Genomic DNA, 25792 nt, shown 5'->3' on the forward strand with positions numbered 1-25792 from the left:
ATGCGACGCGATAACAACGCTTTATCGTTTCCCCTTGCATTAATTTATTGGACTTGCGGGCGCATTTACGCGAAGCAAGGAAAAGCGGAACTCAAGGATGAGCCCGCATTTCCTGAGAAGCCCGATTTCGACAGCCCTTCGACAGCTCATGGCCGCGACGCTTCCCCCGCCCCGCCTTCTGCCCAGTGGCGACAGCGCCGTCACGGTCGAATTCAGCCGCACCATCGATGACGCCGCCAACGAGCGCGTGCTCGCGCTCGACAAGGCGCTCGCAGCAAGCCCCATCGACGGCATCACCGAGACCGTTCCGACCTATCGCTCGCTGCTGGTGCATTACGATCCCGGCAAGATCGGCTTCGACGCGCTCGGCGAAAAGCTGCTCGCGCTCGCCAGCCAGCCGCTGCCGCCGGCCGCGAAGGCGCGGCGCTGGCGCATTCCCGTCGCCTATGGCGGCGAACACGGCATCGACCTCGAGGATGTCGCCAAGGCGCTGAACACCACGCCCGACGACATCGTCGCCCGCCACGTCGCCGGCGACTACCGCGTCGCCATGATCGGTTTCACCCCGGGCTGGTCCTATCTCAGCGGCCTCGACAAATCCCTGCACATGTCGCGGCGGCAGAGTCCGCGGCTGTTCACGCCCGCCGGCACGATCTCGATCGGTGGCATCCAGGCCGGAATCCAATGCCTGGCCGCGCCAAGCGGCTGGCACCTGCTCGGCCGCACGCCGGTCAGAACCTATCAACTCCACCGGAATCCGACCTTTCTCACCGAACCCGGTGATCGCGTGACGTTTTTTGCCATCGACCACAAGACCTTCGAGGAACAGGATCGCGCCGCCGAGGCTGGCGAGATCATCGCCGAGCAGGTGGTCGCATGAGCCGGCTCGTGATCGCCAGCATCGGTCCCGCAAGCTCCGTCCAGGACGGCGGCCGCCACGGCGCGCAGCGCTACGGCCTGACGGTCAGCGGTGCGATGGACCGGCTTTCGCTGGCGGCAGCGAACACGCTGGTCGGCAACGAGCCGTTTGCGGCCGTCGTCGAGATCGGCCCCTTCGGCGCCACGTTCACTGCCAAAGACGGCGCCGTGCGCGTCGCGATATCAGGCGCGCCGCGCAATGCGGACGTCGCCGGTAAGCCGGTGGCCATGGACACGTCAGTGACGCTCAAGGACGGCGAGACGCTGACGCTGGGCTTTGCCCGCGGCGGCGCGTTCACTTATCTGGCGATCGAAGGCGGGATCAAAGGCGAACTGGTGTTCGGCAGCCTTGCGGTGAACGCCCGCGCGGGCCTCGGCAGCCCCTACCCGCGCCCGCTGCAGGCCGGCGATGAGTTCACAGTCGATGCCGCAAGCGGCGCGCCCGAGCTGCGCATCGAGCTACCGAAGCCTGCAACAGGCCCGATCCGCGTCCTGCTCGGACCGCAGGACGACGAGTTCGACGACGCCAACAAGGCGCTGTTCCTCGATAGCGAGTGGAAGATCTCGGCGACCTCCGACCGCATGGGCTACCGGCTCGAGGGCCCGGCGATCAAGCATCTGCATGGCCACAACATCGTCTCCGACGGCACCGTCAACGGCAGCATCCAGGTCCCTGGCAACGGCTCGCCGATCGCGCTGATGATGGATCGCGGCACGTCCGGCGGTTATCCGAAGATCGCAACCGTGATCACGGCCGATGTCGGCCGCCTCGCGCAGACCTCGGCGGGAACCGCGTTCCGCTTCCTTGAGGTCACCATGGCCGAGGCGCAGGAGGAGGCGCGCAAGTTCGCGCAACTCATCCGCAACCTGCCCGATCGCCTGCGCTCTTCCGATACCGTCGAGCTGAACATCGAGGCGCTCAGCGATGCTAATGTCGCGGGCTATGCGGTGAGCGCTATGGATGCCGGGACCTGGCAGGTCACGGCGGAGCCGTAAGCGACAAGACGACCAGAGGCGGAGAGCACCCCATGAAGACGATCGATCTCAATTGCGACCTCGGCGAAGGTTTTGGCGCGTGGGAGATGGGCAACGACGCCGCGATGATCGACCTTGCCAGCTCGGTCAACGTCGCCTGCGGCTTCCATGCCGGCGACCCCGACATCATGCGCCGGACGGTGGAACTGGCGAAGGCGCGCGGCGTCTCGGTCGGCGCCCATCCCGGATATCGCGACCTGCACGGTTTCGGCCGGCATCCGATCGCGGGCCTGAAGGCCTCCGAGATCGAGAACCTTGTCGCCTACCAGATCGGCGCGTTGCAGGCGATCGCGACCGCGGCCGGCCACAAGGTCACGCATGTGAAGGCGCACGGCGCGCTCTCCAACGTCGCCTGCGAGGACGACATGACGGCCAAGGCGATCGCCGCCGGCATCAGGGCGGTCGATCCGAGCCTGATCTTCGTCGTGCTCGCCAATTCGAAGCTGGTGAAGGCCGGCGAAGACGCCAATCTGCCGATGGTGCACGAGGTGTTCGCCGACCGCGCCTATGAGGACGACGGCAACCTCGTCTCGCGCAAGAAGCCCGGCGCGGTGCTGCACGATGCCAAGGCGATTGCCGATCGCGTGGTGCGCATGGTGCAGGACGGCGCGGTGGTGTCGGTGACGGGCAAGGTGATCAAGATGCGCACGGACACGGTGTGCATCCACGGTGACACGCACGGCGCCGTCGAGATCGCGCGCACGCTGCGTCAGGCGTTGAAGGATGCGGGGATCGAGGTCGCGCCGTTCAAGCGCGGGGCGTAATCAGAACGGGTGCACCGAGAGCGTGCCGAACACGATCGCGGCGATGACCGCGAAGGCGCTGTAGAGCCCAACGTGGTGCATGCTCGCCCCGGTCCGACGCGAGAGCGAGCGCGCGTAGAAGTGCAGCCTGGCTTCCGCCGATAGTTCGCGCATGGTCGATCTCCAACGCCCCATTTGTGGGAGTATGAAGGATCAACCCTGGCAGGAGGCAAGATGGCGGCGAAAATAGCGATGGAGGTTCTCTGAAGGCGCCCCGTCGCAGGCGCAAATTCTCTGCACCCGAGGGTTCCGAGAATCTTATTCGTTAAGATCCGAGCCAGCTGGAACCGGCCCGAATGACGGTGAGATGACAGCCGGGCGGAGGCATTCAGACCCCCTCCAAACAAAATTGTCGAAAACAACCCCATGCACAGTAGAAACGGCCCGGCGGCGCGACGTCCGGCGGTTGCGCCGCCGGGACGATTTGCGCTGATCGGCTCGCGCCTTAGTAGACGTCAGCCTGGAAGCGGCCCGTCTTCTTGAGCTCGGCGACAAAACTGACGGCCTCATCCGTAGAACGTGCCCCGAACTGCGCGACGATGTCGACCAGCGCGCGCTCGACGTCCTTGGCCATGCGTTTGGCATCGCCGCAGATGTAGAGATGCGCGCCTTCGGCAAGCCAGGTCCACACCTCGCGGCCGACCTCACGCATACGGTCCTGCACGTAGAACTTCTTCTCGCCGTCGCGCGACCAGGCCAGCGACATGCGCGTCAGCAGCCCCGAGGTCTTCATCGCGTTGAGCTCTTCCTGGTAGAAGAAATCGCAATCGCTGCGCTGGTGGCCGAAGAACAGCCAGTTCTTGCCGGGCGCGCCGGTCGCCTTGCGATCGAGCAGGAAGGCGCGGAACGGCGCGATTCCGGTGCCGGGGCCGATCATGATGACAGGCGTCTTCGGATCCTGCGGCAAGCCGAAACCATGTGCCTTCTGCACATAGACCTTGAGCTTCTCGCCCTCGGCGATGCGTTCGCCGAGGAAGGTCGAGGCCACGCCGATCCGCTTGCGCTTGCCGATGACGTAACGCACGGAGTCCACCGTCAGCGACAGTTTTCCCGGCGTCGCATTGTGCGAGGACGAGATCGAATAGAGCCGCGGCTGGAGCGGCTCCAGCGCCTCGACGAAGGCCTCCGGATGCGGCCGCGTGCCCGAAAACTTCTGGAGCGCCGCCATGACGTCGAGCGTGGCGGCGTCGCCATCGGGATCCTCGCCCTGCGCCAGCGCCCGCGCCTTCTCGCGCTGCGCGCCGCCGGTGATGAAGGAGATCAGCTCGAACAGCGTGTCGGGCGCCGGCGACAGCGAGACGTCGTCGATCAGCACCTCGCGCAGCGTCTTGCCGTTGACCTTGGTGGTGTGGGAGGCGCCCAGCAGCGCGATGATCTGATCGACGAGGCCGACCTCATTGCGTGCGAACACGCCGAAACTATCGCCAACGACATAGTCGAGCTTGCTCTCGGCGAGATCGAACTCGACGTGATAGGTCTCTTTCTCCGACTTCCCCTTGTTGAGCAGGCGCCGCGACAGGAATGTCGCCGCGATCGGATTGTCGCGCGAGCGGCCGGGCTCGGCGATCGTCACCGTCACGGCCGGCGCCGCCACCGCATCCACCTTGTCGGCCGACTTGGCCGCCGGCGCCTTGTCCAGCTCCTCGTACAGCGACTTCAGCATCCGCGCGGTTTCCTTGCCGCCGGGGACGCAGAGATTGAGCCGTGCTTCGCTACGGGTGGCGATCGCCTCCGAATAGTCGTGGCAATTGTAGCCGCACTGGCCGCAATCCTGCTGCGCCATCGCGGCCATCATCTTGCGGCGCACGGGACGGCCTTCGGCGAGCTTCATCCGGTCCGCGATCGGCATGGTCTGGTCGTGCCATGGCGCTTCACCGTCGTCGCCATCACCGGCTTGCATGACGGCGGCGCCCTGCTCCGCCGACAGCGGCGTGGCCACATCAGGCGACAGCAGCCCGGCAAAGAAGCCGTTGAGCCAGGAGCGCTGCGCGTCGGAGAACGGCGCGCTGGCGGGAATGATGTCGAGTTTCGGCGGAGGCGTGATCTGGTTCATGCGGACACCTGTGCATCGGCAAGCTTGCGCAGCGTTTCGCCATCATGGCGGCGCGCAAAGGACAGGAAGGTCTCGTCGGGCGACGAGCGGTGGGCGATATAGGCCTTGAGCAGTCCCTCGACCGTCTTCGGCGCGTCTTCGGCCTTGAGGTCGTGATAGACCTCCTGCCCGACATCCGCATCGGGACCGAACCCGCCGCCGGTGAAGAGGTGATAGCCGTCCACCGTGTCTTCGTCGTTGATCGGCACGCGCGCTCCGATCAGGCCGATGTCGCTGATGTAATGCTGCGCGCAGGAATGATGGCAGCCGGTGACGTGGATGTTGACCGGCTTGTCCATGGCGACGCGCGGCTCGCACCAGTCGCCGATCTCGGCGGCATTGCGCTTGGTATTGGAAGCCGCGAAACGGCAACCGGCACTGCCGGTGCAGGCGATCAGGCCGGCGCGGATGTGCGAGGCCTCGACCGCGAGCCCGATCTGCTTGATCGCCGCAATGGCGAGCTCGACATTCTCGTCGCGCACGCCCGATATCAGCAGGTTCTGCCAGACGGTCAGGCGGATCTCGCCGTCGCCGAGGTCCTGCGCCACTTTGGCCAGACCCCGCATCTGATCGCAGCTGATCTTGCCGAGCGTCAGCGAGACGCCGATCCAGTTCAAGCCGTCCTGCTTCTGCTTGTGCACGCCGATATGCGCCATGCGGTCCGCGGCTGGCCGCGGCGCAAACGCCTCTTCCGGCACGCGCGTGAACGGGGTCTTCAGCCGCTCCTCGACGAGTTTAAGGAAACCGTCGTGGCCCATGGCATCGAGCACGTATTTCAAACGCGCCTTGTTGCGGTTGGTGCGGTCACCTTGATCGATGAACACGCGCACGATGGCGTCGGCGACGGCGGTGGCCTCCTCCGGCTTGACGATGATGCCGGAGTACTTTGCGAAATCCTTGTGTCCGGTGATGCCGCCGAGACCAAGGCGGAACCAGATTCCGGGCTCGACGCCAAAACCGTCCTTCACCTCGAACGCGGTGAAGGCGATGTCGTTGGTTTCCTCCAGCACCGCGATCCTGCCGGCGCCGTCGAAGGCGACGTTGAACTTGCGCGGCAGGCCGTAGAGCGAGCGGTCGTTGAGGATGTGGTAGTGCCACTCACGCGCATAGGGGCGCGTGTCGATCAGTTCCTGCGGGTCGATGCCGGCCGTCGGCGTCCCTGTCACGTTGCGGATGTTGTCGGCGCCGGAGCCGCGCGAGCACAGGCCGAGGTCCTGGATGCCCTCGATCAGCCTGATCGCATTCTTCGGCGGGATCTCGCGGAGCTGGAGATTGGCGCGCGTCGTGACGTGGCTGTACGGGCCGCAGAGATCGTCGGCGAGATCGGCAAGGCCGGACAGCTGCCAGTGCTTCATGATGCCGTTCGGGATGCGCAGCCGGCACATGTAGGAGTCCTGCGTCGGCGCGACGTAGAAGATGCCGTAATAGCGCCAGCGGAAATTGTCCGCAGGGCTCGGCGGCGTGTTGTCGAGCGCCTGCTGCCGCAGTCGCGGATAGGCATCGAACGGATGCTCGTCGCGCTTGAACTTCTCCTGGTCGGCGAGCTTCTTGCCGGCTGCGATGACCTTGTCCTGCGCCTTGATGTGGACGGCGTCGGGGCCCGTGGGCTCGGCATTGGCCTTGCCGGCACTGCCGCCGAGACCGCGACCGACCCGGCTGATCTGCAAACCGGTCGTGAAGCCTTCGAGATAGCGTTTCTGCTCGTCGGAGAAGTCGACTGAGAGCGTATCGATTTTCATGGTCGGTAACGAAGCTCCTGCGGCCACCGGGTGGCATCGACGGAAAATTGCGCGACCCGCGAGGAACTCGGCTGGCTCAAGAAGCCGGCTGCGCACCCAACGGTCCGGTCAGCTTCGTTGCTGCGGGACTTGGCTCAGCAGGCGTCTGTGACAAGCTGGCCGCACTGCAACATACAAGTTGCGTGCCAGCTTCAATGAAATGAAAATTTCTTTGATTTCATATGGATACAGACGAGCCCGGAAAATCGCGGTCCGGAACCCTCATGAAATTCGAGCAGGCGGCCCAAAATTTAGCCGATGATCTCTTCCGCCCAAAAACGATGCAGGACCGAATCAGGCCTTCCAGCGTCCGACCTCGAAGGCCTCCAGATGCCCCCGGATGTTGCCGGGATCGAAGGCCGGGCCCGCAAATGCCCCGAACGCCGCGGGGGCTTCAGCGGGCGATTGCTGACCGAGGGCTGCGTCGTAGAGGTCGGGCCTGAACACGGCCATCGCCGTCCTGACGCCGTCAGGCGTCAACGCCGTTTGCCCCCAGCGCACCATCTGCGCATAGAGCCAGGCCGCCTGAACCGGATCGGGGCGCCCTGCCCCTTCGCGTCCAACCAGGAGATAGCGACCGCTCTCGCGGAGGGTGCCGTCGGGAGAAATCTTCAGGCGCCCGGTGAGGGTTCGCTGGATGACTTCGGCATCGACGCCGATCCGTTCCGGCTGCGCCAGGATCCGCGCCGCCTCAGACAGGTTCGCGGGATTCTCGATGAACTCGGCGCCCTTCACGGCCGCGCGCACCAGCGCTGCCACCACATCCGGATGCTTGTCGGCCCAGACCTGGCGAACCGCCAGCACCTTCTCAGCCGCGCGCAAGAGAATGTCGGAGACGAAATGCAGGATGTGGCCGATGCCGAGATCGACCGCGACCGAGTTCCAGGGCGCGCCGACGCAGAACGCATCGACATGGCCATTGGCGAGGCTATCGACCATGTAGGGCGGCGGCAGCACCACGAGACGCACATCCTCATCCGGATCGACGCCGGCCGCCGCCATCCAGAACCGCAGCTGGTAATTGTGGGTCGAGAACGGGAAGGTCATGCCGAAGGTCAGCGGATCGGCACCTAGCTTGCGCCGCTTCGCGACGACCTTCGCCAGCGCTTTCGCCGTGACAAGCGGATCGAAGCGGTCACCGTCGATCTCCTCCATCAGCGCGGCATGGAGCGCCGGCGAGACTGTGATCGCGTTGCCGTTGATACCGAGATTGAAGGGCGCCGCGATCGGCACCTTGACGTGGCCGAGCCCGAGCGAGGACGCGATCGCCACCGGCGCCAGCAGATGCGCGGCGTCGAACAGGCCGATATTGAGCTTGTCGCGCACGTTGGACCAGGAGACCTCGCGCACCAGCTCGACCTCGAGCCCTTCGGCGGCGGCAAAGCCCTTGTCGACGGCGACGATCAGGGCGGCGGCGTCGACCAGCGGGATGAACCCGATGCGGAGGGGACCGGTCATTTCAGCATCTCCGACGCGGTGATGATCGACTGCGCGATCTCGCCGATTTTCTTCTTCTCGCGCATCGCCGTGGAGCGCAGCAGCACGTAGGCCTCGTCCTCGGTGAGGCCCTTGACCTTCATCAAAATTCCCTTGGCCTTCTCGATGATCTTGCGGTCCTCGAGCTGCGACTTGGTGCGCTCCAGCTCCTCCTGGAGTTTTGCGAAGGCGTTGAAGCGGGACACGCAGAGGTCGAGGATCGGCTTGATGCGCTCCTTCTTCAACCCGTCGACGATGTAGGCGGATACTCCCGCCTCCACGGACGCCTGGATCGAGGCTGAATCGCTCTGGTCCACGAACATCGCGATCGGCCGCTTCACGGCGCGGCTGACCTGGAACATCGCCTCAAGCACGTCGCGGCTGGGGTTTTCCAGATCGATCAGGATGATGTCGGGATCCACCGCATAAATACGGGCGAGCAGGCTCTGCATCTCGCGGATATGGACGACCTGCGTGAATCCGGCCTCCCGCAACCCCTCCTCGAGGATCGCAGCCCGGATCGGGCTTTCGTCGACAATCACGATTTTAGGCGACTGTTCGGCGCTCATAGCTCACTCACCACCCGGCGATTCATCCATAGCATGCCGGAGGGCGATGCAAAGGGTTGTAATTATGGGCAATTGGGACTAGCTCAGGCCTGTCAATCAGGCAGATCAGATATGGATCAGACGGCTGCGCCCAAGGTCAGCTTCGTGTCGCTCGGGTGTCCCAAGGCATTGGTGGATTCCGAGCGCATCATCACGCGCCTGCGCGCCGAGGGCTACGAGCTCGCCCGCAAGCATGACGGGGCCGACATCGTCATCGTCAATACGTGCGGCTTCCTCGACAGCGCCAAGCAGGAATCGCTTTCGGCGATCGGCGAGGCCATGGCCGAGAACGGCAAAGTGATCGTGACCGGTTGCATGGGCGCGGAACCCGAGCAGATCGAGCAAGCCTATCCCGGCGTGCTCTCCATCACCGGCCCGCAGCAATATGAGAGCGTGCTGGACGCCGTGCATCGCGCGCTGCCGCCCGCCCACAATCCGCATCTCGATCTGGTGCCGCCGCAGGGCATCAAGCTGACGCCGCGCCACTACGCCTATCTGAAGATCTCCGAGGGCTGCAACAACCGCTGCACGTTCTGCATCATCCCGAAGCTGCGCGGCGACCTCGTCTCGCGTCCGGCCAATGACGTGCTGCGCGAGGCCGAGCGCCTCGTCGGTGCCGGCGTCAAGGAGCTGCTGGTGATCTCGCAGGACACCTCGGCCTACGGCGTCGATCTCAAATACGCCGAGAGCCCGTGGAAGGATCGCCAGGTCCGCGCCAAATTCCTCGACCTCGCGCGCGAGCTCGGCGAGCTCGGCGCATGGGTCCGCCTGCAATATGTCTACCCCTACCCGCATGTCGACGAGGTCATCGCGCTGATGAACGAGGGCAAGGTGCTGCCCTATCTCGACATCCCGTTCCAGCATGCAAGCCCCGAGGTGCTGAAGGCGATGAAGCGCCCCGCAGCGCAGGACAAGACGCTGGCGCGGATCAAGCGCTGGCGCGAGGAATGTCCCGATCTTGCTCTGCGCTCGACCTTCATCGTCGGCTTCCCCGGCGAGACCGATGCCGATTTCGCCTATCTGCTCGACTGGCTGGATGAGGCCGAGATCGATCGCCTCGGCTGCTTCAAATACGAGCCGGTTGCCGGTGCGACGTCGAATGCGATCGAGAACCCCGTGCCCGAAGAGATCAAGCAGGAGCGCTACAACGCGCTGATGACCCGCCAGCAGAAGATCTCCGCGCGCCGGCTGAAACGCAAGGTCGGCACGCGCCAGCAGATCATCATCGACGAGGTCGGCCCGACGGTTTCAAAAGGCCGCTCCAAGGCCGACGCGCCGGAGATTGACGGCGCGGTTTACCTGTCGAGCCGCCGCCCGTTGCGCGTCGGCGAGATCGTCACCGCGAAGATCGAGCGCGCCGACCAATACGACCTGCACGGCAGCGTCGCAGGGTTCTGACGGCGCCAACGATCGCGTCACCTCTCTTGCGGGTCGCTGCAACCGGATATGAAGAAGGTCGTCGTGCCCGGGCTTGTCCCGGGCATCCACGTTCTTCGTGCCACTGGGCAATGCGTGGATGGCCGGGACAAGCCCGGCCATGACGCTGTGGAAGCCTCTGTTGCCTCAAGCTTGCAGGGAGCAGACCGTCGCTGGGCTACAGCTCCGTCAAACCAGCCATTTCGGCACCCAGCGCTCCGGGCGTCGGGCGCGGGCGAGACCGGCCTGGGCTTCGGTCAGCTTGGCGGGCTCGCCGTCGATGGTCGGGCGCACAACGTATTCGAAGTTCGTCATGTCGCTTCTCCCGATGCCTGCCGTCCGTCATGCGCGGAAAACACCTCCTTGGCTGCGAACAGCCCGTTCACCGCCGCCGGGAAGCCCGCATAGACGGCCATCTGCATGATGATCTCCACGATCTCGTCGCGAGACAGCCCGACGTTCAGACCCGCCTCGATATGCACTTTGAGCTGAGGCGCGGCATTTCCGAGCGCCGTCAGCGCGGCGATCGTCGCGATCTCTCGATCGCGCAGGCCGAGGTCCGGGCGGCTGTAAATGTCGCCGAAGGGAAACTCGATCACGTATCGTGCGAAATCCGGAGCGATGTCGGCGAGTGAGGCGACGACCTTTTCGCCGGCTCTGCCGTCAATGCGTGACAGGGCCCGCTGGCCGCGATCGAAGCGGCTTTCGGCTTGTGTTTGGGCGTGCGTCATTTTCCTTCGTCCTCTGTTCATCGCCGGCATAACCGGAGATCTTGGTATCAAGGACGAGCAGGCATTCCTGGAGTTCGGCAATCTGCGTGCGAACCTGTTCCCGGTGGATTTCCAGCATCTGCCGCCGGGCTGGCCCGGTGGCATCGCCTTCATCACGAAGCGCCGCATAACGCAACATGTCCCGGATCGGCATTCCCGTGGTCTTGAGCCGACCGAGGAATGCGATCCATGTGAGGATCGATGCGTCAAAGTCACGCTGGCCGGAACGATCCCGGTCTGCGTATGGCAGCAGCCCGACGCGCTCATAATAACGCAACGTGTGCGTCGACAAGCCGGTTCGTTTTGCGAGGTCGCCGATCTTCATGTGTGCCCGTTCTCGTACTGACGCACGTACAGATACCCCTTCGAGCGCACTCTAAGTCAAGGGGGATCGCAAGGGGGATCGAAGGTGCCGTTCCCGCGAGGTCAAGACGGCGCGACAGCAGAAGAATACCGGTTCGACGCGACTAGTCGCCGGCAAAAAGGATCCCCTCGATGTCTTCCGCTTGCTGACCTCCGGCCAGACTGACCCAACCAGTCAGTCCATTCTTGTTCCGAACGAGGAAATGGTAGCGCTCGGACGAGTCCTCCTCACGTCGGTCGCTTGCGACGAGCACCTCAACGAACTCACCCTTCGGAATGGTGCCGACCGCATTCGTCGCAGCCTTATCGAAATAGAACGTCAAGTCATGCAGCGCCTTTGACTTGAGGCCGACGTAATGAAACGGCTGGTTAACCTCCTTCAACCGGTCGTCGTCAAGGCAGTACTTGCGTCGATGGTCGAACATCGTATTGACGTGACCGGAGGCGTAGACGCAACCGTCGCCGGGTATCTCGAATCGGAGGCCTTCGATCTGGTCTTGATAGAGATCGCCCGCGCCTCCAATCAGGTTAAATACGCAATTGTAGTCGGCACTACCGCCGGAGCTGCAGACAACCAGGAAGTACCTCTCCGACCGAAGGCGAAGCTTCGTTTCAAAAACGTAGGTGAGAATAACGCCGCCAGCATCGGCCTCATCGCTGTTTTTCTTTTCGTCCGGTGTGATCACGTGAGGCCGCGTGAGCGCGGGATCGGTAGCCAGCACGATCGGAAGGTCGGCAACGGCGCTTTCCACGAGCTCGGCTTGCGCGTCTGCGGCCGAGGCCGCTGACATCAGCAGGATCGCGACAATCAACCGGTGACAAAGGCCGCGCATCAGCGAACTACCCCGACGAGAAGCTAATTCAATCAGCAACCTGATTGCACGGCTCCGTGACGGGATTCTGACGGTGTTCCTTCACGCCAGCCATTTCGGCACCCACCGCTCCGGGCGCGGGGCGCGCGCGAGATCGGCCTTTGCTTCGGAGAGCTGCGCCGGCTCGCCGCCGATGATCGGACGCACATCGTATTCGAAGTTCGGCATGACGCGGCCGTCGACATAGAGACCGAATTTCATCGCGTGCCACAGCCCGAGCTCGGGCTGTGCCTTGCGCATCTCCTCGCGCAGATCGCGCAGCAGCGATTCGATCGAGGCGGCCTCCTCGAACGGCTGCGGGCCGAGGGTCAGGACGCGGGCCTCATACTGCTTGCCGACGATCGCGACCTCGAAGCGGGTCTTGTCCCAGGGCTTCTTGCCCTTGGGCAGATGCGCGGCGAGCCGCCAGCCGAGCTCGGCCATCAAGCGATGATTGGCCCAATAGTCTTCGCGATCCCGGCTCCATTTTTCCACGAAGCCGCGGAAATCGGGAAGCTCCGCGGCACCGTCGTCACATGCCGCCTTGTCGCCGATCGGCTGCCCGGCAAGCCATTTCGCGAGCTCGTCCGTCTGACACTCGACCTCGTCATGCGGCTTGAGATCGCTCCAGGCCTTGTCGAATTGCTGCGACGTCAGCTTCGCCAGCAAGCCGTCGAGGCTCGGCGCGAGCAGCTCGTAATCGCCCTCGGAGCCCAGCCCCACGATCGGCGGATTGTCGCGATCAAGACCCGCGCCATACCAGCCGCCGACGGCCGAGCCATCCGGCAGCCGCATGAACAGTGAAAACCTGTCGCGCAAGGGACTGCCGTCGAAGATCGGCGCCTGATCGGAGAACTGGCCTTGCAGGGAGAAACGGCCGACGCTGCCCCACGGGCGCCCGTTCAGCCAATCGGCAAAGTCGACCAGCAGGGATGGCGCCTCGATGCCCGGCGGAAACGCGCCGCGAATGCTGTCGAGGTCGATTGGATAAGGCGTATCGGACAAGGTCTTCAAACTATCTGGTTGGTCCCGCCTTCTTGGTCTGATCCGTGATGCATTCGGTTCGAACCAAGTCGCGTCCTTCGATCACAAACGCGCTAGAGGCGCAATGGTTTCGATGTGGAAAACAATGAAACACACTGAAACGTCAAGGATTCTCTTCAAGCTGTCTGCGATCGGCATCGCAATGGCCGTGTTCGCCCTGTCCGCCCCCGCCACCGCGCGATCGCCGTCAGCCGCGCAGGCACGCCAATGGTGCTATAGCGACGACGACGGGGACCGCGAGGACCAGCGCATCGCCGGCTGCTCGGCCGTGCTCAAGGCCGATCCCTCGAATGTGCGGGCGCTGGCCAATCGCGGCGAGATGTTTCGGCGAAAAGGCGACACGGAGCGTGCCCTGGCGGACTTCAACCGTGCCATCGATCTCGATCCGAAAGACGCCGACCTCTGGTACAATCGCGGCATCGCCCATGACGATCTCGGCGACACCGACCACGCCATTGCCGACTACACGCGCGCGATTCGGCTGAATTCCCGCGACGCGCTCTACTACAACAACCGCGGCAATTCCCACATCCACAAGAACGACTACGAGCATGCGATGGCCGACTACGATCAGGCCATCAAGCTCGACCCTAAATTTGCGCTGGCCTATTTCAATCGCGGCACTGCCTATCGCAACCATGGCGACGACGCTCGCGCACTGGCGGATTTCGATCTCTCGATCAAGCTCGACCCGAATTACGGCCCGGCCTACGGCAACCGCGCGAGTCTTCCGCGACCGCGGCGACCGTGCGCGTGCGCTGGCCGACTTCGCAAAATCGCTTCAGCTCAGTCCGAACAACGATCGCGATTTCTTTGCGCGCGCGAACATGTATTTCGACACCCACGACTATGCGCAGGCGCTGGAGGATTACGATCGCTCGATCAAGGCCAATGCGAGCTATCCGGGCGTGTTCAATTCGCGTTGCATGACGCGTGCGATCCTTGGCCGCCTGCAGGAGGCGCTGGCCGATTGCGAGCAGTCGCTGCGGATGGCTCCCAACGACCCCTATACGCTGGACAGCCGCGCCCTCACGTATCTGAAGCTCGGCAATCTCGACGCGGCGATTGCGGATTACGACGCGGCGCTGAGCGCAAAGCCTGAGCTCGACGGCTCCCTCTACGGCCGCGGACTGGCGAAGCGAAAGAAGGGCGACAGCGAAGGCGCTGAGCAAGACATCGCGGCCGCCAAGGCAATCAACGCCGGCATCGCGGACAGTTTTGCGCGCTACTGCGTTCAGTGACGTGCTCCCATCTCGCCGATGCACGCCGGACGGGTGTTCTTCAAAACGCCCGCTTGACAAGCCCTGCCCTTCGGCTGTAGGGACCCGCCCCATGATCAACGCTCGGACCCATCAGCGCACCGAAATGCTCCGCCGTCGCTTCCGCGACGACGAGAGGGTGCGCCATGTCCGACGACGCCGCTGAACCACTGAATTCAGCCGAGTTTTCGAGAAAGGCCGCACCCGCAAGGTGCGGCCTTTCTGCTTTTTGCGCCCCTTTTCCACCCCCGTCCCCACAGGAGTTCGACATGACCACGCATCCGTATGACGCGCTGATGGACATCACCGCACGGCCCAAGGCCGTGTTCGTCCGCGGCGCCGGCTCCTACCTCTGGGACGACAGCCGCAAGCGCTATCTCGATTTCGTGCAGGGCTGGGCCGTGAACTGCCTCGGTCACTCCCCGCCCGCGATCGCCGATGCGCTTTCCGCGCAGGCCAAGCGGCTGCTGACGCCGAGCCCGGCGTTCTACAACGAGCCGAGCCTGAAGCTTGCCGAGCGGCTTGTCGCAAACAGCGCGTTCGACCAGGTGTTCTTTGCCAACTCGGGCGCGGAAGCCAACGAGGGCGCGATCAAGCTCGCGCGTAAATACGGCAGCCTGCACAGGAACGGCGCGTTCGATATCATCAGCTTCGCAGGCGGCTTCCACGGCCGGACGCTGGCGACGATGTCGGCCTCGGGGAAGAAGGCGTTCGAACCGCTGTTCGAGCCGAAGGTCGCCGGCTTCAAGAAGGCGAAGCTGAACGACATCGCCTCGGTCGAGGAGCTGATCAACGACAACACCGTCGCGGTGATGCTGGAGCCGATCCAGGGCGAGTCCGGCGTGTGGCCCGCAACCGATCAGTTCCTGAAGGAACTGCGCGCGCTCACCGAAGCGCACGGCCTGCTGCTCATTTTTGACGAGATCCAGACCGGCATGGGCCGGACCGGAAAACTCTTCCACTACGAGCACACAGGCATCGCGCCCGACATCATGACGCTTGGCAAGGGCATCGGCGGTGGCGTGCCGCTCGCAGCCCTGCTGGCAACCGAACGTGCCTCCTGCTTCGAGCACGGCGATCAAGGCGGGACCTTCAACGGCAACCCGATCATGTGCGCGGCAGGGCTCGCGGTGCTGGAAGAGATCAGCAAGCCCGACTTCCTGAAGACGGTCACCGAGACCGGCCTGCTGCTCGAAAGCGAGTTGCAGAAGGTCTCGGCCCGGCACGGCCTCGGCGGCGTCCGGGGACGTGGCCTCCTGCTCGCGCTCGACCTCAAGCTGCCGATCGCGCCAGGCATCGTCGCGCAGGCGTTCGAGGCCGGCGTGCTCCTGAACGCGCCGCAGCTCGACACGCTGCGCTTCATGCCGGCGCTGAACGTCACGCGGGCCGAGATCGTCGAGATGATCGATTGTCTCGACGGGATTTTGACCAGGGCCGGCGCGGCAAGACGGGTGGCGTGAGGCCAGTCTCGTGCCCCGGACGCAGCGCAGCGCCCCTTCGGCTCTGCGCAGCAGCGTTTCACGCTGCGGCGCGTCCGGGACTCGGGAGCCGAGGATGACGAGAGACTACGGCTTCAGGATCGACGCGCCGGTGGTCTTGCGGCTTTCGAGATCGATATGCGCCTTGGCGGCGTCCTTGAGCGCGTAGGCGTGGTTGATCGGCACGTGCAGCTTGCCGTTGATGACGGCGGCGAACAGCGTGTCGGCGCCTTCCAGCAGCTCCTTGCGCGTGCCGACGTAGTCGTTGAGCTTCGGCCGCGTCGCAAACAGGGAGCCGTGATTGTTGAGCTCGGCGATCGAAAACGGCGGCACGGGCCCCGAGGCATTGCCGAACGAGACGAACATGCCGCGCGGCTTCAGGCAGGACAGCGAGCCCGGGAAGGTCGCCTTGCCGACGCCGTCATAGACGACGTCGCAGCCCTCGTTGCGGCTGATCTGCTTCACGCGCGCGACGAAATCCTCCTCGTTGTAGAGGATGACGTGGTCGCAGCCATTTGCCTCCGCAAGCTCCGCCTTCTCGCGCGAGCCGACGGTGCCGATGACGTGCGCGCCAAGCGCCCTCGCCCATTGGCAGGCCAACAGGCCGATGCCGCCGGCCGCGGCATGGATCAGCACGCGATGGTGCGGCTCGACCTTGAAGGTCTTGTGCAGGAGATACCAGACCGTCAGCCCCTTCAGCATCAGCACGGCGCCCTGCTCGTGCGTGATGTGGTCGGGCAGCTTGACCAGCTTCTCCCAGGGGATGTTGCGCTCGCCGGTATAGGCACCGAGATTGTGGTAGTAGGCCACGCGGTCGCCGGGATGGAAATGTGTCACGCCGGGCCCGACGGCGATGACCTCGCCCGAGGCCTCGTTGCCGGCGATGAAGGGCAGCCCCGGCGCCTTGTAGAGGCCGGTGCGATAATAGACGTCGATGAAGTTCAACCCGACCGCATGCTGGCGGATGCGCACCTCGCCGGAAGCCGGCGCCGGGACATCGACGCTCTCATAGACCAGGGCTTCGGGGCCTCCGACCTTGTGCACACGGACGGCTTTGGTCATCACCTGACCTCCTCTCGGTCTTCTCGCCGCTGAGCGAAAGACATCGCGCCCGCCTTGTCAACTCGACCCAGATTGGAACGGCTAAACGGACGACTTGCGGACTTTCCTGCGGTTGCGCTTCGCCAGCACGTTGAAGAATTCCACCGCCGCCGAGAACGCAATTGCGAAGTAGATGTAGCCGCGCGGAATGTGGAATTGGAATCCGTCCGCGACCAGCGCGACGCCGATCAGCACCAGGAACGCCAGCGCCAGCATCTTGGTGGTCGGATGCTCCGCGACGAACCGCGACACCGGCCCCGATGAAATGTACATGATCAGGCAGGCGATCACGACCGCCGCGATCATGATCTCGATGTCCTGCGCCATGCCGATCGCGGTGATGATCGAGTCCAGGGAGAACACGATGTCGATGACGATGATCTGGACGATCACCCAGAAGAACGCGCTGCCTCCGGACTCCCGATCGCCCTCGCCGTCATCGGCTTCGACCTCGGCGTGGATCTCGTGCGTCGCCTTGGCGATCAGGAACAGGCCGCCGCCGATCAGGATGAGATCGCGCCAGGAGAAGCCGTAACCTGAAAACGAAAACACCGGCGCGGTCAGGCCGATCAGCCAGACCAGCAGGCTAAGCAGGATGATGCGGAAGATCAGCGCCAGCGCGAGCCCGATCTGGCGGGCGCGGTGGGCCTGCTTCTCGGGGATGCGCGAGACGATCACCGACAGGAAGATGACGTTGTCGATGCCGAGCACGATCTCGAGCGCGGTCAAGGTGAGCAGCGCGGCCCAGGCTTCAGGACTAGTGAGGAGGTGCATCATGCGAAGGATCTTGCCAGGCGGATCAATGCGTCGCTGAAGCTGATCCAGAGCGCGATGGCGCAGAGCACGATGGTCACGCCGGTGCCGACGCGAAAATCCATCTCCAGCACATAGAGGCCGAGCACGGCCCAGATCGCGATCAGCGACATCGTCAGCCAGCGCAGCCGAACCACCCGGACCGGATGCAGCACGTGGAACGGCACGAAGGTCAGCACGACAAGCGCCGCGACCAGCAGCGTCGATGCCAGCGGCGGCCAGTGCAGCAGGAACAGATAGAACGCCGCCGCATTCCACAGCGCCGGAAAGCCGCGAAAATGATTGTCGTCCGCCTTCATGCGCAGATCGGCAAAATATAATGCGCTGGTGACGATGATGGCGATGCCGAGCAGCGGCGCGGCCACCGGCAGCAACAGCCCGCTCGCCACGATCGCATAGGCCGGCACGAAGACATAGGTGACGAAGTCGACCACGAGATCGAGCACGTCTCCCGACCAGTTCGGCTGCACATCCTTGACCTTCAGCAGGCGGGCGATCGGCCCGTCGATCGCATCGATGATCAGGGCAACGCCCAGCCACTGAAACATCGCCGCCCAATGCTCGCGCACGGCCTCCAGCATCGCCAGCAGCGCGATGGCCGCGCCGAATGCGGTGAAGATGTGCACCGAGAAGGCCGCGGCGCGTATCGCCGGTCTCGGCTTCAGGGAATCCTCTTGGGTATCCATGGCTTCTGCTATCAGAATGGGACCGGTTTGCACATCCGCCATTGCGGCGCGCGGTCGCACAATTCGCCACAAAATCAAGGAAATATAGCCGGGCTTGAATTTGCCGCGCAGCATGTCAATTGTCGTTCCATGACAGATGCATCGACACTCCATGACGCGGCCGTGGTCGGCGGCGGACCGGCGGGACTGGCGGCCGCCATCGCACTGGCGCAGGCCGGCGCGCGGACCGCGCTGGTGGCGCGGCGCATGCCCTACGCCGACAACCGCACCACCGCCCTGCTCGGCGCCTCCGTCGATCTCCTGGAGAGCCTCGACGTCTGGCCGCGCTGCAAGGGCAAGGCGGCCGCGCTCGAAATCATGCGCCTCGTCGACGACACCGGCCGGCTGTTCCGGGCGCCGGAGGTCCGGTTCTCCTGCCACGAAATCGCGCTCGACGCCTTCGGCTACAATATCGACAACCGCTCGCTGATGCTGGCGATGGAAGAACGCGCGGCCGAGTTGCCCAACCTCGTCCGTTGCGATGACGAGGCCGAAAGCGTCGTCATCGAAGCCGACGACGTCGCGATCCGCACGGCGTCCGCTGAATTCCTCACGGCCCGGCTCGTGGTCGGCGCCGACGGCCGGCACTCGCTGTGCCGGGAAGCCGCCGGCATCGCGATGACGCGACGCGACCTGACGCAGACCGCGCTGACCTTCAACGTCGGCCACGCGCGCCCGCATCGCAACGTCTCGACCGAGTTCCACACGCCGCATGGCCCTTGCGTGTTCGTGCCCCTGCCAGGCGACCGCTCCAGCATCGTCTGGGTCTCGGCCCCCGCCGAGGCCGAGCGGCTTCGCGGCTTGAGCGACGCGGAGCTGTCCGCCGCGATCGAGAAGCAGTCGCATTCCATTTTGGGGCGCATGACGGTCGAGCCGGGCCGCAACCTATTCCCGCTGGCGATCGAACGTCCAAAATCCTTCGGGCGCGACCGCATAGCGCTGGTCGGCGAAGCCGCCCATGTGGTCCCGCCGATCGGCGCCCAGGGCCTCAACCTTGGTCTGCGCGATGCCGCTGACATCGCCAGGCTTGCGGGCGAAGCCATCGCTGCAGGCCAGGATCCGGGCGCGCCCGACGTGCTCAAGCGCTACGACCGGGCGCGGCGTCCGGACATTTTGAGCCGCACGTTTGCGATCGACATCGCCAACCGCTCCCTGCTCAACGATTTCCTGCCGCTCCAGCCGGTCCGCGCGGTCGGCATGCACCTGCTCGGCGCCATCGGCCCGCTGCGGCGCTTCGCCATGCGCGAGGGCCTGACCCCGACGTGGCGGCGATAGGCTCGCTTACGGAAACGCCAGCCGGCCGGTCTGGATCGCCCACATCACGCTGGTCAGCGTGACCACCGACGCGAAGGTCCCGAGCAGCACCGCGACAGAGGCGGATTCGATCCAGGCGTCGTTCTGCCGGGCGATCACGAACACGTTGAGCGCCGGCGGCAGCGAGGCCATCAGCACGGCGGTCGCGGCCCAGGGCTGCGCGAACGGTCCGAACGCCAGCATCAGACCGAACGCGGCGAGCGGGTGGATCAACAGCTTCACCGCGATCACGCCCGGCACCTCCCACGGCACCCGGTTGAACGGGCGGAGCGCCACGGTCACGCCGAGCACGAACAGCGCGGTCGGTGCGGCTGCGTTCTGAAGGAACGTGATGGTGCGATCGAGTGCGACCGGCAGCTCGATATGAAGCGCCGCTACGGCGGCGCCAAAGCAGGCCGACATGATCAGCGGGTTGAGCACGATCTGCTTCAGCACCACGGCGAAGGCATGGACCAGCGAGGGATGGTCGCGGTCGGAGAGCTCGATCAGCAGCGGCACGATTGTGAACAGGAAGATGCTGTCGCAGCAGAAGATCAGCGCGGTCGGCGCCGAGGCCTTCGGTCCAAGCACGGCGAGCGCCAGCCCCGGCCCCATATAGCCGATATTGCCATAGCCGCCGGAGAGGCCCGCAAGCGTCGCCTCGCGCAGCGTCAGCCGTCCCAAAACCTTGCCGACCACCAGCGCCAGGGTGAATGCCGCAACCGTGGACAGCGTGGTCGCGACCAGGAACGGCGGGTTGTTCAATTCCGCAAACGGCGTCTTCGACATGATCGCAAACAGCAGCGCCGGCAGCGACACGTAGAGCAGGAAGAAGTTCATCCAGGCGAGGCCCGATTCCGGTAGCGATTTGGCCTTGCCGCAGGCGAATCCGACGAAGATCAAGCCGAAATAAGGTAGCGCCAGATTGAGGATATCGACCATTGATGAAGTGTTTTCTGAAGATTTGGGGGCTATCTGCCCCTTAGCCGAAGGTCAATTACAGATCAGGGCACTAGCATCGGCCACAATCCTGGTCTATCGACGGGGAATGATTAAAGCGAGGACCGCCAAATTCCAGATCGGACAGGTCGTTCGCCACCGGATCTTCTCGTTCCGGGGGGTGATCTTCGACATCGATCCGGAATTCAACAACACCGAGGAGTGGTGGCTGTCGATTCCCGAAGAGGTGCGGCCTCACAAGGACCAGCCGTTCTACCACCTGCTCGCGGAGAACGCGGAGTCGGAATACGTCGCCTATGTCTCCGAGCAGAATCTGGTGCCTGACGATTCCGGCGAGCCGATCCGCCATTCCCAGGTCGCCGAGATCTTCATCAAGGACAAGACCGGCGGCTATCGCCCGCGCAATCCGTCGCTGAACTGAGCCGACCGCGCTTGAAGTGAGTTTTGCCGCCATCAAGCGGCCAGCAAAAAAGGCGCTCGAACCGAGCGCCTTTTTCATGTCCGGGATTTTAGCCCGCTTACTTCTGACCGGCCGGAGCCGCGCCGGGCGCGCCACCGTTCTGCTCGAGCTTCTTGCGCTGCTCGTCGGCCTTCTTCTGAAGCTCTTCCTGAAGCTTCTTCTGGGTTTCCTCGAACACCTTCGGATCGGTCGGCGGACCGTCATAGGCCTTCTGGAATTCGCCGGCGAGCGGCAGCGGCAGCGTCAAGGGCGCACCGTTCGCATTGATCGCCTGGACAACGAGGTTCTGGCCCTTCTTCATGTTGCCGATGAGCTCGGGCGTGGCCTCGTAGTCGGACATGCAGCCATTCTGGAAGCAGATCACGTAGGGGCTCTGCAACGGCGCATTGTTGTCCACGATGATGCGGGTGCCGTGCACGAGCTGCATGCCGAGCGGCAGCGTCACGCGCAGGATCTTCTTGGGCTCGCCTTCCGGCTCGATGATCACGGCCGCGATGACCGGCTGGCCCGACTCGATACGGCCGTCCTTGCCGGTGAAGCAGACCTGCTTGGCGTTGGCGTCCTGGCCCTTGAGGCAGAACTTGGTCCAGGGGGCGTAGATCAGCTGGATCTGCTGATCGGCCGGCTGGGCCGCGGCGCCCTGCTGCGCCGGAGCGCCCTGCGCGGGAGCCGGCTGGGCGGGAGCCTGGGCAGCCGGCGCCGGAGCCTTGGGGGCAGCCTTTGGAGCAGCTTTCGGGGCCGCCTTGGGCGCGGCGGGGGCACCGGGGGCCGGCGCCGGGGTCTGGGCCTCAGCGGCAAACGGAACGGCCAATGCCGTCGCCGTCAACAAGGCGAGAAGTCGCCCGCGCGGCCGGACGGACGCGGCCAAGTAACGGAAATTCATTGCGGAAAACCCTTTCTGAACGGGAAGTGCCCGAACCGCTCCAAAGCGACGAACCTGGCCGCGTTGGGCGCGGCTCTCTCCCCGTCAATTGAGGCGGATAAGTGACGGGCTCGACGCTCTTGCGCGATTGCGTGCCTTCTTAACGTGGCCGACGAAAAGATCAATGCCGACAAGCGTCTTTGGCCACGCCTTGAACCGCTCCCTGGCCTGCGATCCGTGAAATTCCTTGTGATAGGATTCAGGCCCGCAGGTCCTCGAATCAACGTGTGCCGATGTCCATGTTCCAGCGCCTTCTCGAGGGCCTTCCTGAGGGCCTTGGCACCCGCCTCTGTCTTCTCGCCTTCGTCGTGGCCTCCGTGCTCTCCGCAAGCGGCGCAGGGGCTGAGGAAGCCCATGCCATCGCGATGCACGGCAAGCCGGCGATGCCGGCCGATTTCACCCACATGCCCTACGCCAACCCTGATGCCCCCAAGGGCGGCCGGCTGACCTGGGGCATTCTCGGCACCTTCGACAGCCTCAATCCCTTCATCGTCAAGGGATTGGCCGTGCAGCCGGTGCGGAACTATGTGGTCGAGAGCCTGCTCGCACGCGGCAATGACGAGGCGTTCACGCTCTACGGCCTGCTCGCCAGATCGGTCGAGACCGATGACGCGCGGAGCTTTGTCACGTTCCGACTCGATCCCCGCGCCCGCTTCTCCGACGGCAAGCCGGTCCTGGCGGAGGATGTGCTGTTCTCCTGGCAGCTGCTGCGCGATCACGGCCGCCCCAACCATCGGCAATATTACTCTAAGGTCGCCAAGGCCGAGGCGCCTGACCCTCTCACCGTCCACTTCGACCTGGCTGGCGCCAACGACCGGGAATTGCCGCTGATCCTCGGCCTGATGCCGATCCTGCCGAAGCATGCCGTGGATGTCGCGACCTTCGAGGAGACGACGCTGACCAGCCCGATCGGCTCGGGCCCGTATCGGATCACGGCGGTGAAGCCCGGCGCCAGCGTGACCTTGACCCGTAATCCCGACTATTGGGGCCGCGACCTGCCCATCAATCGCGGGCTCTACAATTTCGATGAGATCAGGCTCGACTATTTTCGCGAGGCCAATGGCCAGTTCGAAGCCTTCAAGCGCGGCCTCTATGATTTCCGCGTCGAGCATGAGCCGCTGCGCTGGCACGACGGTTACGACTTTCCAGCCGCCAAAAGCGGCGAAGTGATCCGCGACACCATCAAGCCCGGCGTGCCGCAGACTTCCGAATTCCTGGTGTTCAACACGCGCCGTCCGATCTTTGCCGACATCCGCGTGCGCCGGGCACTGACGCTGCTGTTCGATTTCGAGCTGGTCAACCGCAACTACTTCTTCGGACTCTATTCGCGCGTTGCCGGCTATTTCGCCGGCTCCGACCTGTCGGCCTATGGCCGGCCTGCGGATGCGCGCGAACGCGAGCTGCTGAAGCCCTTCGCCGCGCAGATCCCGCCCGACGTCATGGACGGCAGCTACCGCCTGCCCGTCACCGACGGCTCGGGGCGCGACCGGACGACGCTGCGCGCGGCACTCAAGCTCCTGTCGGACGCCGGCTACGATCTCGACGGCACCGTGCTGCGCAACCGCGCGACAAAAGCCCCCTTCACCTTCGAGATGCTGGTGACGACCCGCGACCAGGAGCGCATCGCGCTCGCGTTCCAGCGCGACCTCAAGCGCGCCGGCATCGAGCCGAGCGTTCGCGCGGTCGATCCCGTGCAGTTCGACCAGCGCCGGCTCGGCTACGAGTTCGACATGATCCAGAACCGCTGGGACCAGTCGCTGTCGCCCGGCAACGAGCAGTATTTCTATTGGGGGAGCGCGGCCGCCGACAATCCGGGCACCCGCAACTACATGGGCGCCAAAGATCCCGCCGTCGATGCCATGATCGACGCTCTCCTCGAGGCCCGTGATCACACGGCCTTCGTCTCGGCGGTGCGGGCGCTCGACCGCGCCCTGATCTCCGGTTTCTATACAATCCCCCTGTTTAACGTATCCGAGCAATGGATCGCGCGCTGGAATCGGATAGAACGGCCAAAGGCCACCGCGCTGTCCGGCTACCTGCCGGAGACCTGGTGGTCGAAGGGGCAGCCGCAAGCGAAGTGACGCCGTGAATCAGCCAGCCGTATCGCCGACGCTCGACACGCTGTTTCAGCGCACGCTGATGCGGCAACCGCACGCGCCCGCTTTGCTCGATCCCCTCAACAAGGCCCGCGTGACCGGCCACCAGCCGCGGCGCATGACCTACGCCGAGGCCGACACCGCCATCGAGGCCCTGTCGGCGCATTTCGTCGAATCGGGCCTGCCGGCCAATTCCGTCATCGCGATCCAGCTGCCTGCTACGGTCGAGTTCGTGCTGACAGTGCTCGCCGCGCATCGCGCCGGGCTCGTCGTCGCCGTGCTGCCGCTGCTCTGGCGCCATGCGGAACTGACCGCCGCGCTGAACCGCACCGCGGCGCGCGCCATCGTCACCATGAGCAAGGTCGACGGCGTCAGCTATTCCGACCTCGCGATGCACGCCGCCGCGGAGGCCTTCTCGATCCGCTACGTCTGCGGTTTCGGCGCCGACCTGCCCGAGGGCATGGCCTCGCTCGACGACGTGCTGGCCCGCCCGCCCGGCACCACGCGCGCCGTGATCCAGGACGGCCGCAAGGCGGCGATGATCTCCTTCGACGTCACCGCGGAAGGCTTTCGCCCGGTGCCGCGGCCGCATTTCAGCCTGATCGCCGGCGGGCTCGCGATGTCGCTGGAAGCCGACATCAAGCAGGGCGCGACCGTGATGGCGGCGTTTACGCCGATGTCGTTCGCAGGCCTCGCCTCCTCGCTCGCGGTGTGGCTGCTCTGCGGCGGCACGCTGGCGCTGCATCATCCCTTCGAGAACGACGTGCTGGAACGGCAAATCAACGAGCACGAATGCGAGGTGCTGATCGCCCCCGCGCAGCTCGCGCTGCGGCTCGGCGATGCCGATCTCGCGGCGCGGATGCCGAGCTTGCGCAACGTCATCGGCCTCTGGCGCGCCCCCGAACAGGTGGCGGCGAGCGATGCCTGGATCGCGCCGCATGCACCGCTGACCGACGTCTATCTGTTCGGCGAGGCCGGGCTGTTCGGCGCCCGCCGCGGCGAGGACGGCATGCCTGTTGCGGTGATGCCCGGACCGCACGGCGCCCCGCGCGAGCAGTCCGGTTCCTCCATCGCCGGCGAGATCCTGCTGACGCCCAGGGGCACGCTCGGCCTGCGCGGAGCGATGGTGCCGATCGCGGCCTACGCGCCGCCGCAGCCGGTCGGCGACACGCTGACGGCGCAGCCGCCGCGCGATTATGTCGACACCGGCTATGCCGCGCGGCTCGACCGTCCGAGCGGCGCGATCTGCATCACCGCACCGCCCTCCGGCATCATGGCCGTCGGCGGCTACCGCTTCCTGTCCAACGACCTCCAGGAATGGGCGCGCCGGCTCGGCCAGGGCGCCCTGCTCACCGCACTGCCCGACCGGCTCTCGGGTCACCGGCTCGCAGGACGGGCGCAAGACAATGCCCGCGCCCGCGAAGCGCTCAATGAACTCGGGCTTAACCCCCTGATGGTCGAGGCTTTTCGCGACCGCTCCGGGCCGGTTTAAGCGTAGTTTCGACCCGTCCATTGACGCTGCATTAAGGCA

At 64.9% G+C, this 25792-nt stretch carries 25 protein-coding genes and 1 pseudogene; 11 read left to right on the forward strand and 15 right to left on the reverse strand.

What is annotated here, in order from left to right:
* The first annotated feature begins 148 nt into the window (after positions 1 to 148).
* The 3 genes from pxpB to CT676_RS01805 are packed head-to-tail and all read left to right on the forward strand — an operon-like array spanning position 149 to position 2717.
* Positions 149 to 880 carry a 5-oxoprolinase subunit PxpB gene (pxpB, locus tag CT676_RS01795; RefSeq protein WP_071913808.1) on the forward strand — a complete coding sequence of 244 codons (732 nt, stop codon included), beginning with the start codon at positions 149 to 151 and terminating at the stop codon, positions 878 to 880.
* Positions 877 to 1914 carry a biotin-dependent carboxyltransferase family protein gene (locus CT676_RS01800; RefSeq protein WP_085399000.1) on the forward strand — a complete coding sequence of 346 codons (1038 nt, stop codon included), beginning with the start codon at positions 877 to 879 and terminating at the stop codon, positions 1912 to 1914. Before pxpB ends, CT676_RS01800 begins: the two co-directional genes overlap by 4 nt.
* 32 nt (positions 1915 to 1946) lie before the next feature.
* Positions 1947 to 2717: a 5-oxoprolinase subunit PxpA gene (locus tag CT676_RS01805; protein ID WP_135213662.1), complete on the forward strand. Its 771-nt coding sequence runs from the start codon at positions 1947 to 1949 to the stop codon at positions 2715 to 2717.
* Here CT676_RS01805 and CT676_RS01810 read toward each other — a convergent pair whose 3' ends face one another.
* From CT676_RS01810 to CT676_RS01830, 5 genes are all read right to left on the reverse strand, one after another.
* Positions 2718 to 2870: a hypothetical protein gene (locus CT676_RS01810; RefSeq protein ID WP_014495196.1), complete on the reverse strand. Its 153-nt coding sequence runs from the start codon at positions 2868 to 2870 to the stop codon at positions 2718 to 2720.
* A 331-nt stretch (positions 2871 to 3201) separates the two neighbouring features.
* Positions 3202 to 4809, reverse strand: a complete 1608-nt coding sequence (locus tag CT676_RS01815) for a sulfite reductase subunit alpha (RefSeq protein WP_135213663.1) — start codon at positions 4807 to 4809, stop codon at positions 3202 to 3204.
* Positions 4806 to 6587, reverse strand: coding sequence for a NirA family protein (locus tag CT676_RS01820; RefSeq protein WP_135213664.1), 1782 nt, complete (start codon positions 6585 to 6587; stop codon positions 4806 to 4808). Before CT676_RS01820 ends, CT676_RS01815 begins: the two co-directional genes overlap by 4 nt.
* A gap of 333 nt (positions 6588 to 6920) precedes the next feature.
* Entirely contained in the window at positions 6921 to 8084 is a 1164-nt protein-coding gene (locus CT676_RS01825; protein ID WP_135213665.1) for a CmpA/NrtA family ABC transporter substrate-binding protein, read from the reverse strand.
* On the reverse strand, positions 8081 to 8671 hold the full coding sequence (locus tag CT676_RS01830) for an ANTAR domain-containing protein (RefSeq protein ID WP_027559205.1): 591 nt from the start codon (positions 8669 to 8671) through the stop codon (positions 8081 to 8083). The genes CT676_RS01825 and CT676_RS01830 overlap by 4 nt, the downstream gene beginning before the upstream one ends.
* A 111-nt stretch (positions 8672 to 8782) precedes the next feature.
* On the opposite strand from CT676_RS01830, the gene rimO reads away from it, so the two are divergent.
* Positions 8783 to 10108: a 30S ribosomal protein S12 methylthiotransferase RimO gene (gene rimO / locus CT676_RS01835; protein WP_135213666.1), complete on the forward strand. Its 1326-nt coding sequence runs from the start codon at positions 8783 to 8785 to the stop codon at positions 10106 to 10108.
* A gap of 207 nt (positions 10109 to 10315) precedes the next feature.
* Here the strand turns inward: rimO and CT676_RS46035 are convergent, their stop codons facing one another.
* From CT676_RS46035 to CT676_RS01855, 5 genes are all read right to left on the reverse strand, one after another.
* Positions 10316 to 10441: a hypothetical protein gene (locus tag CT676_RS46035; protein ID WP_275552075.1), complete on the reverse strand. Its 126-nt coding sequence runs from the start codon at positions 10439 to 10441 to the stop codon at positions 10316 to 10318.
* Positions 10438 to 10857: a carboxymuconolactone decarboxylase family protein gene (locus CT676_RS01840; protein ID WP_014495189.1), complete on the reverse strand. Its 420-nt coding sequence runs from the start codon at positions 10855 to 10857 to the stop codon at positions 10438 to 10440. Before CT676_RS01840 ends, CT676_RS46035 begins: the two co-directional genes overlap by 4 nt.
* Complete coding sequence (locus CT676_RS01845) at positions 10790 to 11221, reverse strand: MerR family transcriptional regulator (protein WP_071913796.1); 432 nt, start codon at positions 11219 to 11221, stop codon at positions 10790 to 10792. The genes CT676_RS01840 and CT676_RS01845 overlap by 68 nt, the downstream gene beginning before the upstream one ends.
* A 142-nt stretch (positions 11222 to 11363) precedes the next feature.
* Positions 11364 to 12131, reverse strand: a complete 768-nt coding sequence (locus tag CT676_RS01850; RefSeq protein ID WP_135213667.1) for an SH3 domain-containing protein — start codon at positions 12129 to 12131, stop codon at positions 11364 to 11366.
* Positions 12132 to 12173: 42 nt separating this feature from the next.
* Positions 12174 to 13115: a hypothetical protein gene (locus tag CT676_RS01855; RefSeq protein WP_063986364.1), complete on the reverse strand. Its 942-nt coding sequence runs from the start codon at positions 13113 to 13115 to the stop codon at positions 12174 to 12176.
* A 358-nt stretch (positions 13116 to 13473) separates the two neighbouring features.
* Here CT676_RS01855 and CT676_RS45085 point away from each other — a divergent pair.
* From CT676_RS45085 to CT676_RS01865, 3 genes and pseudogenes are all read left to right on the forward strand, one after another.
* Positions 13474 to 13809 (forward strand): annotated as a pseudogene (locus tag CT676_RS45085) (tetratricopeptide repeat protein); the annotation flags it as partial.
* Positions 13810 to 13981: 172 nt separating this feature from the next.
* Complete coding sequence (locus tag CT676_RS45090; protein WP_244623040.1) at positions 13982 to 14395, forward strand: tetratricopeptide repeat protein; 414 nt, start codon at positions 13982 to 13984, stop codon at positions 14393 to 14395.
* 287 nt (positions 14396 to 14682) lie between these two features.
* Positions 14683 to 15873 (forward strand): acetylornithine transaminase, encoded by a 1191-nt coding sequence (locus CT676_RS01865; RefSeq protein ID WP_135213668.1) that lies wholly within the window; start codon positions 14683 to 14685, stop codon positions 15871 to 15873.
* Between the two features lie 105 nt (positions 15874 to 15978).
* On the opposite strand, the gene CT676_RS01870 is transcribed toward CT676_RS01865, so the two are convergent.
* The 3 genes from CT676_RS01870 to pcsA form a co-directional block, all read right to left on the reverse strand.
* Positions 15979 to 16953, reverse strand: coding sequence for a quinone oxidoreductase (locus CT676_RS01870; RefSeq protein ID WP_014495182.1), 975 nt, complete (start codon positions 16951 to 16953; stop codon positions 15979 to 15981).
* 81 nt (positions 16954 to 17034) lie between these two features.
* Complete coding sequence (locus CT676_RS01875) at positions 17035 to 17769, reverse strand: TerC family protein (protein ID WP_063983222.1); 735 nt, start codon at positions 17767 to 17769, stop codon at positions 17035 to 17037.
* Positions 17766 to 18533, reverse strand: a complete 768-nt coding sequence (pcsA, locus tag CT676_RS01880; protein ID WP_167767898.1) for a phosphatidylcholine synthase — start codon at positions 18531 to 18533, stop codon at positions 17766 to 17768. Before pcsA ends, CT676_RS01875 begins: the two co-directional genes overlap by 4 nt.
* 87 nt (positions 18534 to 18620) lie before the next feature.
* Between pcsA and CT676_RS01885 the strand changes: the two genes are divergently transcribed.
* On the forward strand, positions 18621 to 19805 hold the full coding sequence (locus CT676_RS01885) for a UbiH/UbiF family hydroxylase (protein WP_135213669.1): 1185 nt from the start codon (positions 18621 to 18623) through the stop codon (positions 19803 to 19805).
* Positions 19806 to 19811: 6 nt separating this feature from the next.
* Here CT676_RS01885 and CT676_RS01890 read toward each other — a convergent pair whose 3' ends face one another.
* A complete protein-coding gene (locus CT676_RS01890; RefSeq protein ID WP_135213670.1) occupies positions 19812 to 20765 on the reverse strand; it encodes an AEC family transporter in 954 nt (317 codons plus the stop codon).
* A 106-nt stretch (positions 20766 to 20871) separates the two neighbouring features.
* Between CT676_RS01890 and hspQ the strand changes: the two genes are divergently transcribed.
* Positions 20872 to 21204, forward strand: a complete 333-nt coding sequence (gene hspQ / locus CT676_RS01895; protein WP_014495177.1) for a heat shock protein HspQ — start codon at positions 20872 to 20874, stop codon at positions 21202 to 21204.
* A 97-nt stretch (positions 21205 to 21301) separates the two neighbouring features.
* Here hspQ and CT676_RS01900 read toward each other — a convergent pair whose 3' ends face one another.
* A complete protein-coding gene (locus tag CT676_RS01900; protein ID WP_135213671.1) occupies positions 21302 to 22126 on the reverse strand; it encodes an invasion associated locus B family protein in 825 nt (274 codons plus the stop codon).
* 272 nt (positions 22127 to 22398) lie between these two features.
* On the opposite strand from CT676_RS01900, the gene CT676_RS01905 reads away from it, so the two are divergent.
* Positions 22399 to 24246 carry an extracellular solute-binding protein gene (locus CT676_RS01905; protein WP_167767899.1) on the forward strand — a complete coding sequence of 616 codons (1848 nt, stop codon included), beginning with the start codon at positions 22399 to 22401 and terminating at the stop codon, positions 24244 to 24246.
* A gap of 4 nt (positions 24247 to 24250) precedes the next feature.
* Positions 24251 to 25753, forward strand: a complete 1503-nt coding sequence (locus CT676_RS01910; RefSeq protein WP_135213673.1) for a class I adenylate-forming enzyme family protein — start codon at positions 24251 to 24253, stop codon at positions 25751 to 25753.
* Positions 25754 to 25792 lie beyond the last annotated feature (39 nt).

Source organism: Bradyrhizobium sp. MOS001, from assembly GCF_004634465.1.
In the GTDB taxonomy this organism is placed as follows: domain Bacteria; phylum Pseudomonadota; class Alphaproteobacteria; order Rhizobiales; family Xanthobacteraceae; genus Bradyrhizobium; species Bradyrhizobium barranii.

What these genes read in the sequence shown, in the direction of transcription:
- CT676_RS01825 (WP_135213665.1), bottom strand. Translation starts at nt 8,084, where the DNA reads ATGACCGGTCCCCTCCGCATCGGGTTCATCCCGCTGGTCGACGCCGCC.
- CT676_RS01875 (WP_063983222.1), bottom strand. Translation starts at nt 17,769, where the DNA reads ATGATGCACCTCCTCACTAGTCCTGAAGCCTGGGCCGCGCTGCTCACC.
- CT676_RS01845 (WP_071913796.1), bottom strand. Translation starts at nt 11,221, where the DNA reads ATGAAGATCGGCGACCTCGCAAAACGAACCGGCTTGTCGACGCACACG.
- CT676_RS01820 (WP_135213664.1), bottom strand. Translation starts at nt 6,587, where the DNA reads ATGAAAATCGATACGCTCTCAGTCGACTTCTCCGACGAGCAGAAACGC.
- hspQ (WP_014495177.1), top strand. Translation starts at nt 20,872, where the DNA reads ATGATTAAAGCGAGGACCGCCAAATTCCAGATCGGACAGGTCGTTCGC.
- CT676_RS46035 (WP_275552075.1), bottom strand. Translation starts at nt 10,441, where the DNA reads ATGACGAACTTCGAATACGTTGTGCGCCCGACCATCGACGGCGAGCCC.
- CT676_RS01890 (WP_135213670.1), bottom strand. Translation starts at nt 20,765, where the DNA reads ATGGTCGATATCCTCAATCTGGCGCTACCTTATTTCGGCTTGATCTTC.
- CT676_RS01905 (WP_167767899.1), top strand. Translation starts at nt 22,399, where the DNA reads ATGTCCATGTTCCAGCGCCTTCTCGAGGGCCTTCCTGAGGGCCTTGGC.
- pcsA (WP_167767898.1), bottom strand. Translation starts at nt 18,533, where the DNA reads ATGGCGGATGTGCAAACCGGTCCCATTCTGATAGCAGAAGCCATGGAT.
- CT676_RS01865 (WP_135213668.1), top strand. Translation starts at nt 14,683, where the DNA reads ATGACCACGCATCCGTATGACGCGCTGATGGACATCACCGCACGGCCC.
- CT676_RS01830 (WP_027559205.1), bottom strand. Translation starts at nt 8,671, where the DNA reads ATGAGCGCCGAACAGTCGCCTAAAATCGTGATTGTCGACGAAAGCCCG.
- CT676_RS01815 (WP_135213663.1), bottom strand. Translation starts at nt 4,809, where the DNA reads ATGAACCAGATCACGCCTCCGCCGAAACTCGACATCATTCCCGCCAGC.
- CT676_RS01870 (WP_014495182.1), bottom strand. Translation starts at nt 16,953, where the DNA reads ATGACCAAAGCCGTCCGTGTGCACAAGGTCGGAGGCCCCGAAGCCCTG.
- CT676_RS45090 (WP_244623040.1), top strand. Translation starts at nt 13,982, where the DNA reads ATGTATTTCGACACCCACGACTATGCGCAGGCGCTGGAGGATTACGAT.
- CT676_RS01810 (WP_014495196.1), bottom strand. Translation starts at nt 2,870, where the DNA reads ATGCGCGAACTATCGGCGGAAGCCAGGCTGCACTTCTACGCGCGCTCG.
- CT676_RS01885 (WP_135213669.1), top strand. Translation starts at nt 18,621, where the DNA reads ATGACAGATGCATCGACACTCCATGACGCGGCCGTGGTCGGCGGCGGA.
- pxpB (WP_071913808.1), top strand. Translation starts at nt 149, where the DNA reads ATGGCCGCGACGCTTCCCCCGCCCCGCCTTCTGCCCAGTGGCGACAGC.
- CT676_RS01805 (WP_135213662.1), top strand. Translation starts at nt 1,947, where the DNA reads ATGAAGACGATCGATCTCAATTGCGACCTCGGCGAAGGTTTTGGCGCG.
- rimO (WP_135213666.1), top strand. Translation starts at nt 8,783, where the DNA reads ATGGATCAGACGGCTGCGCCCAAGGTCAGCTTCGTGTCGCTCGGGTGT.
- CT676_RS01840 (WP_014495189.1), bottom strand. Translation starts at nt 10,857, where the DNA reads ATGACGCACGCCCAAACACAAGCCGAAAGCCGCTTCGATCGCGGCCAG.
- CT676_RS01800 (WP_085399000.1), top strand. Translation starts at nt 877, where the DNA reads ATGAGCCGGCTCGTGATCGCCAGCATCGGTCCCGCAAGCTCCGTCCAG.
- CT676_RS01900 (WP_135213671.1), bottom strand. Translation starts at nt 22,126, where the DNA reads ATGAATTTCCGTTACTTGGCCGCGTCCGTCCGGCCGCGCGGGCGACTT.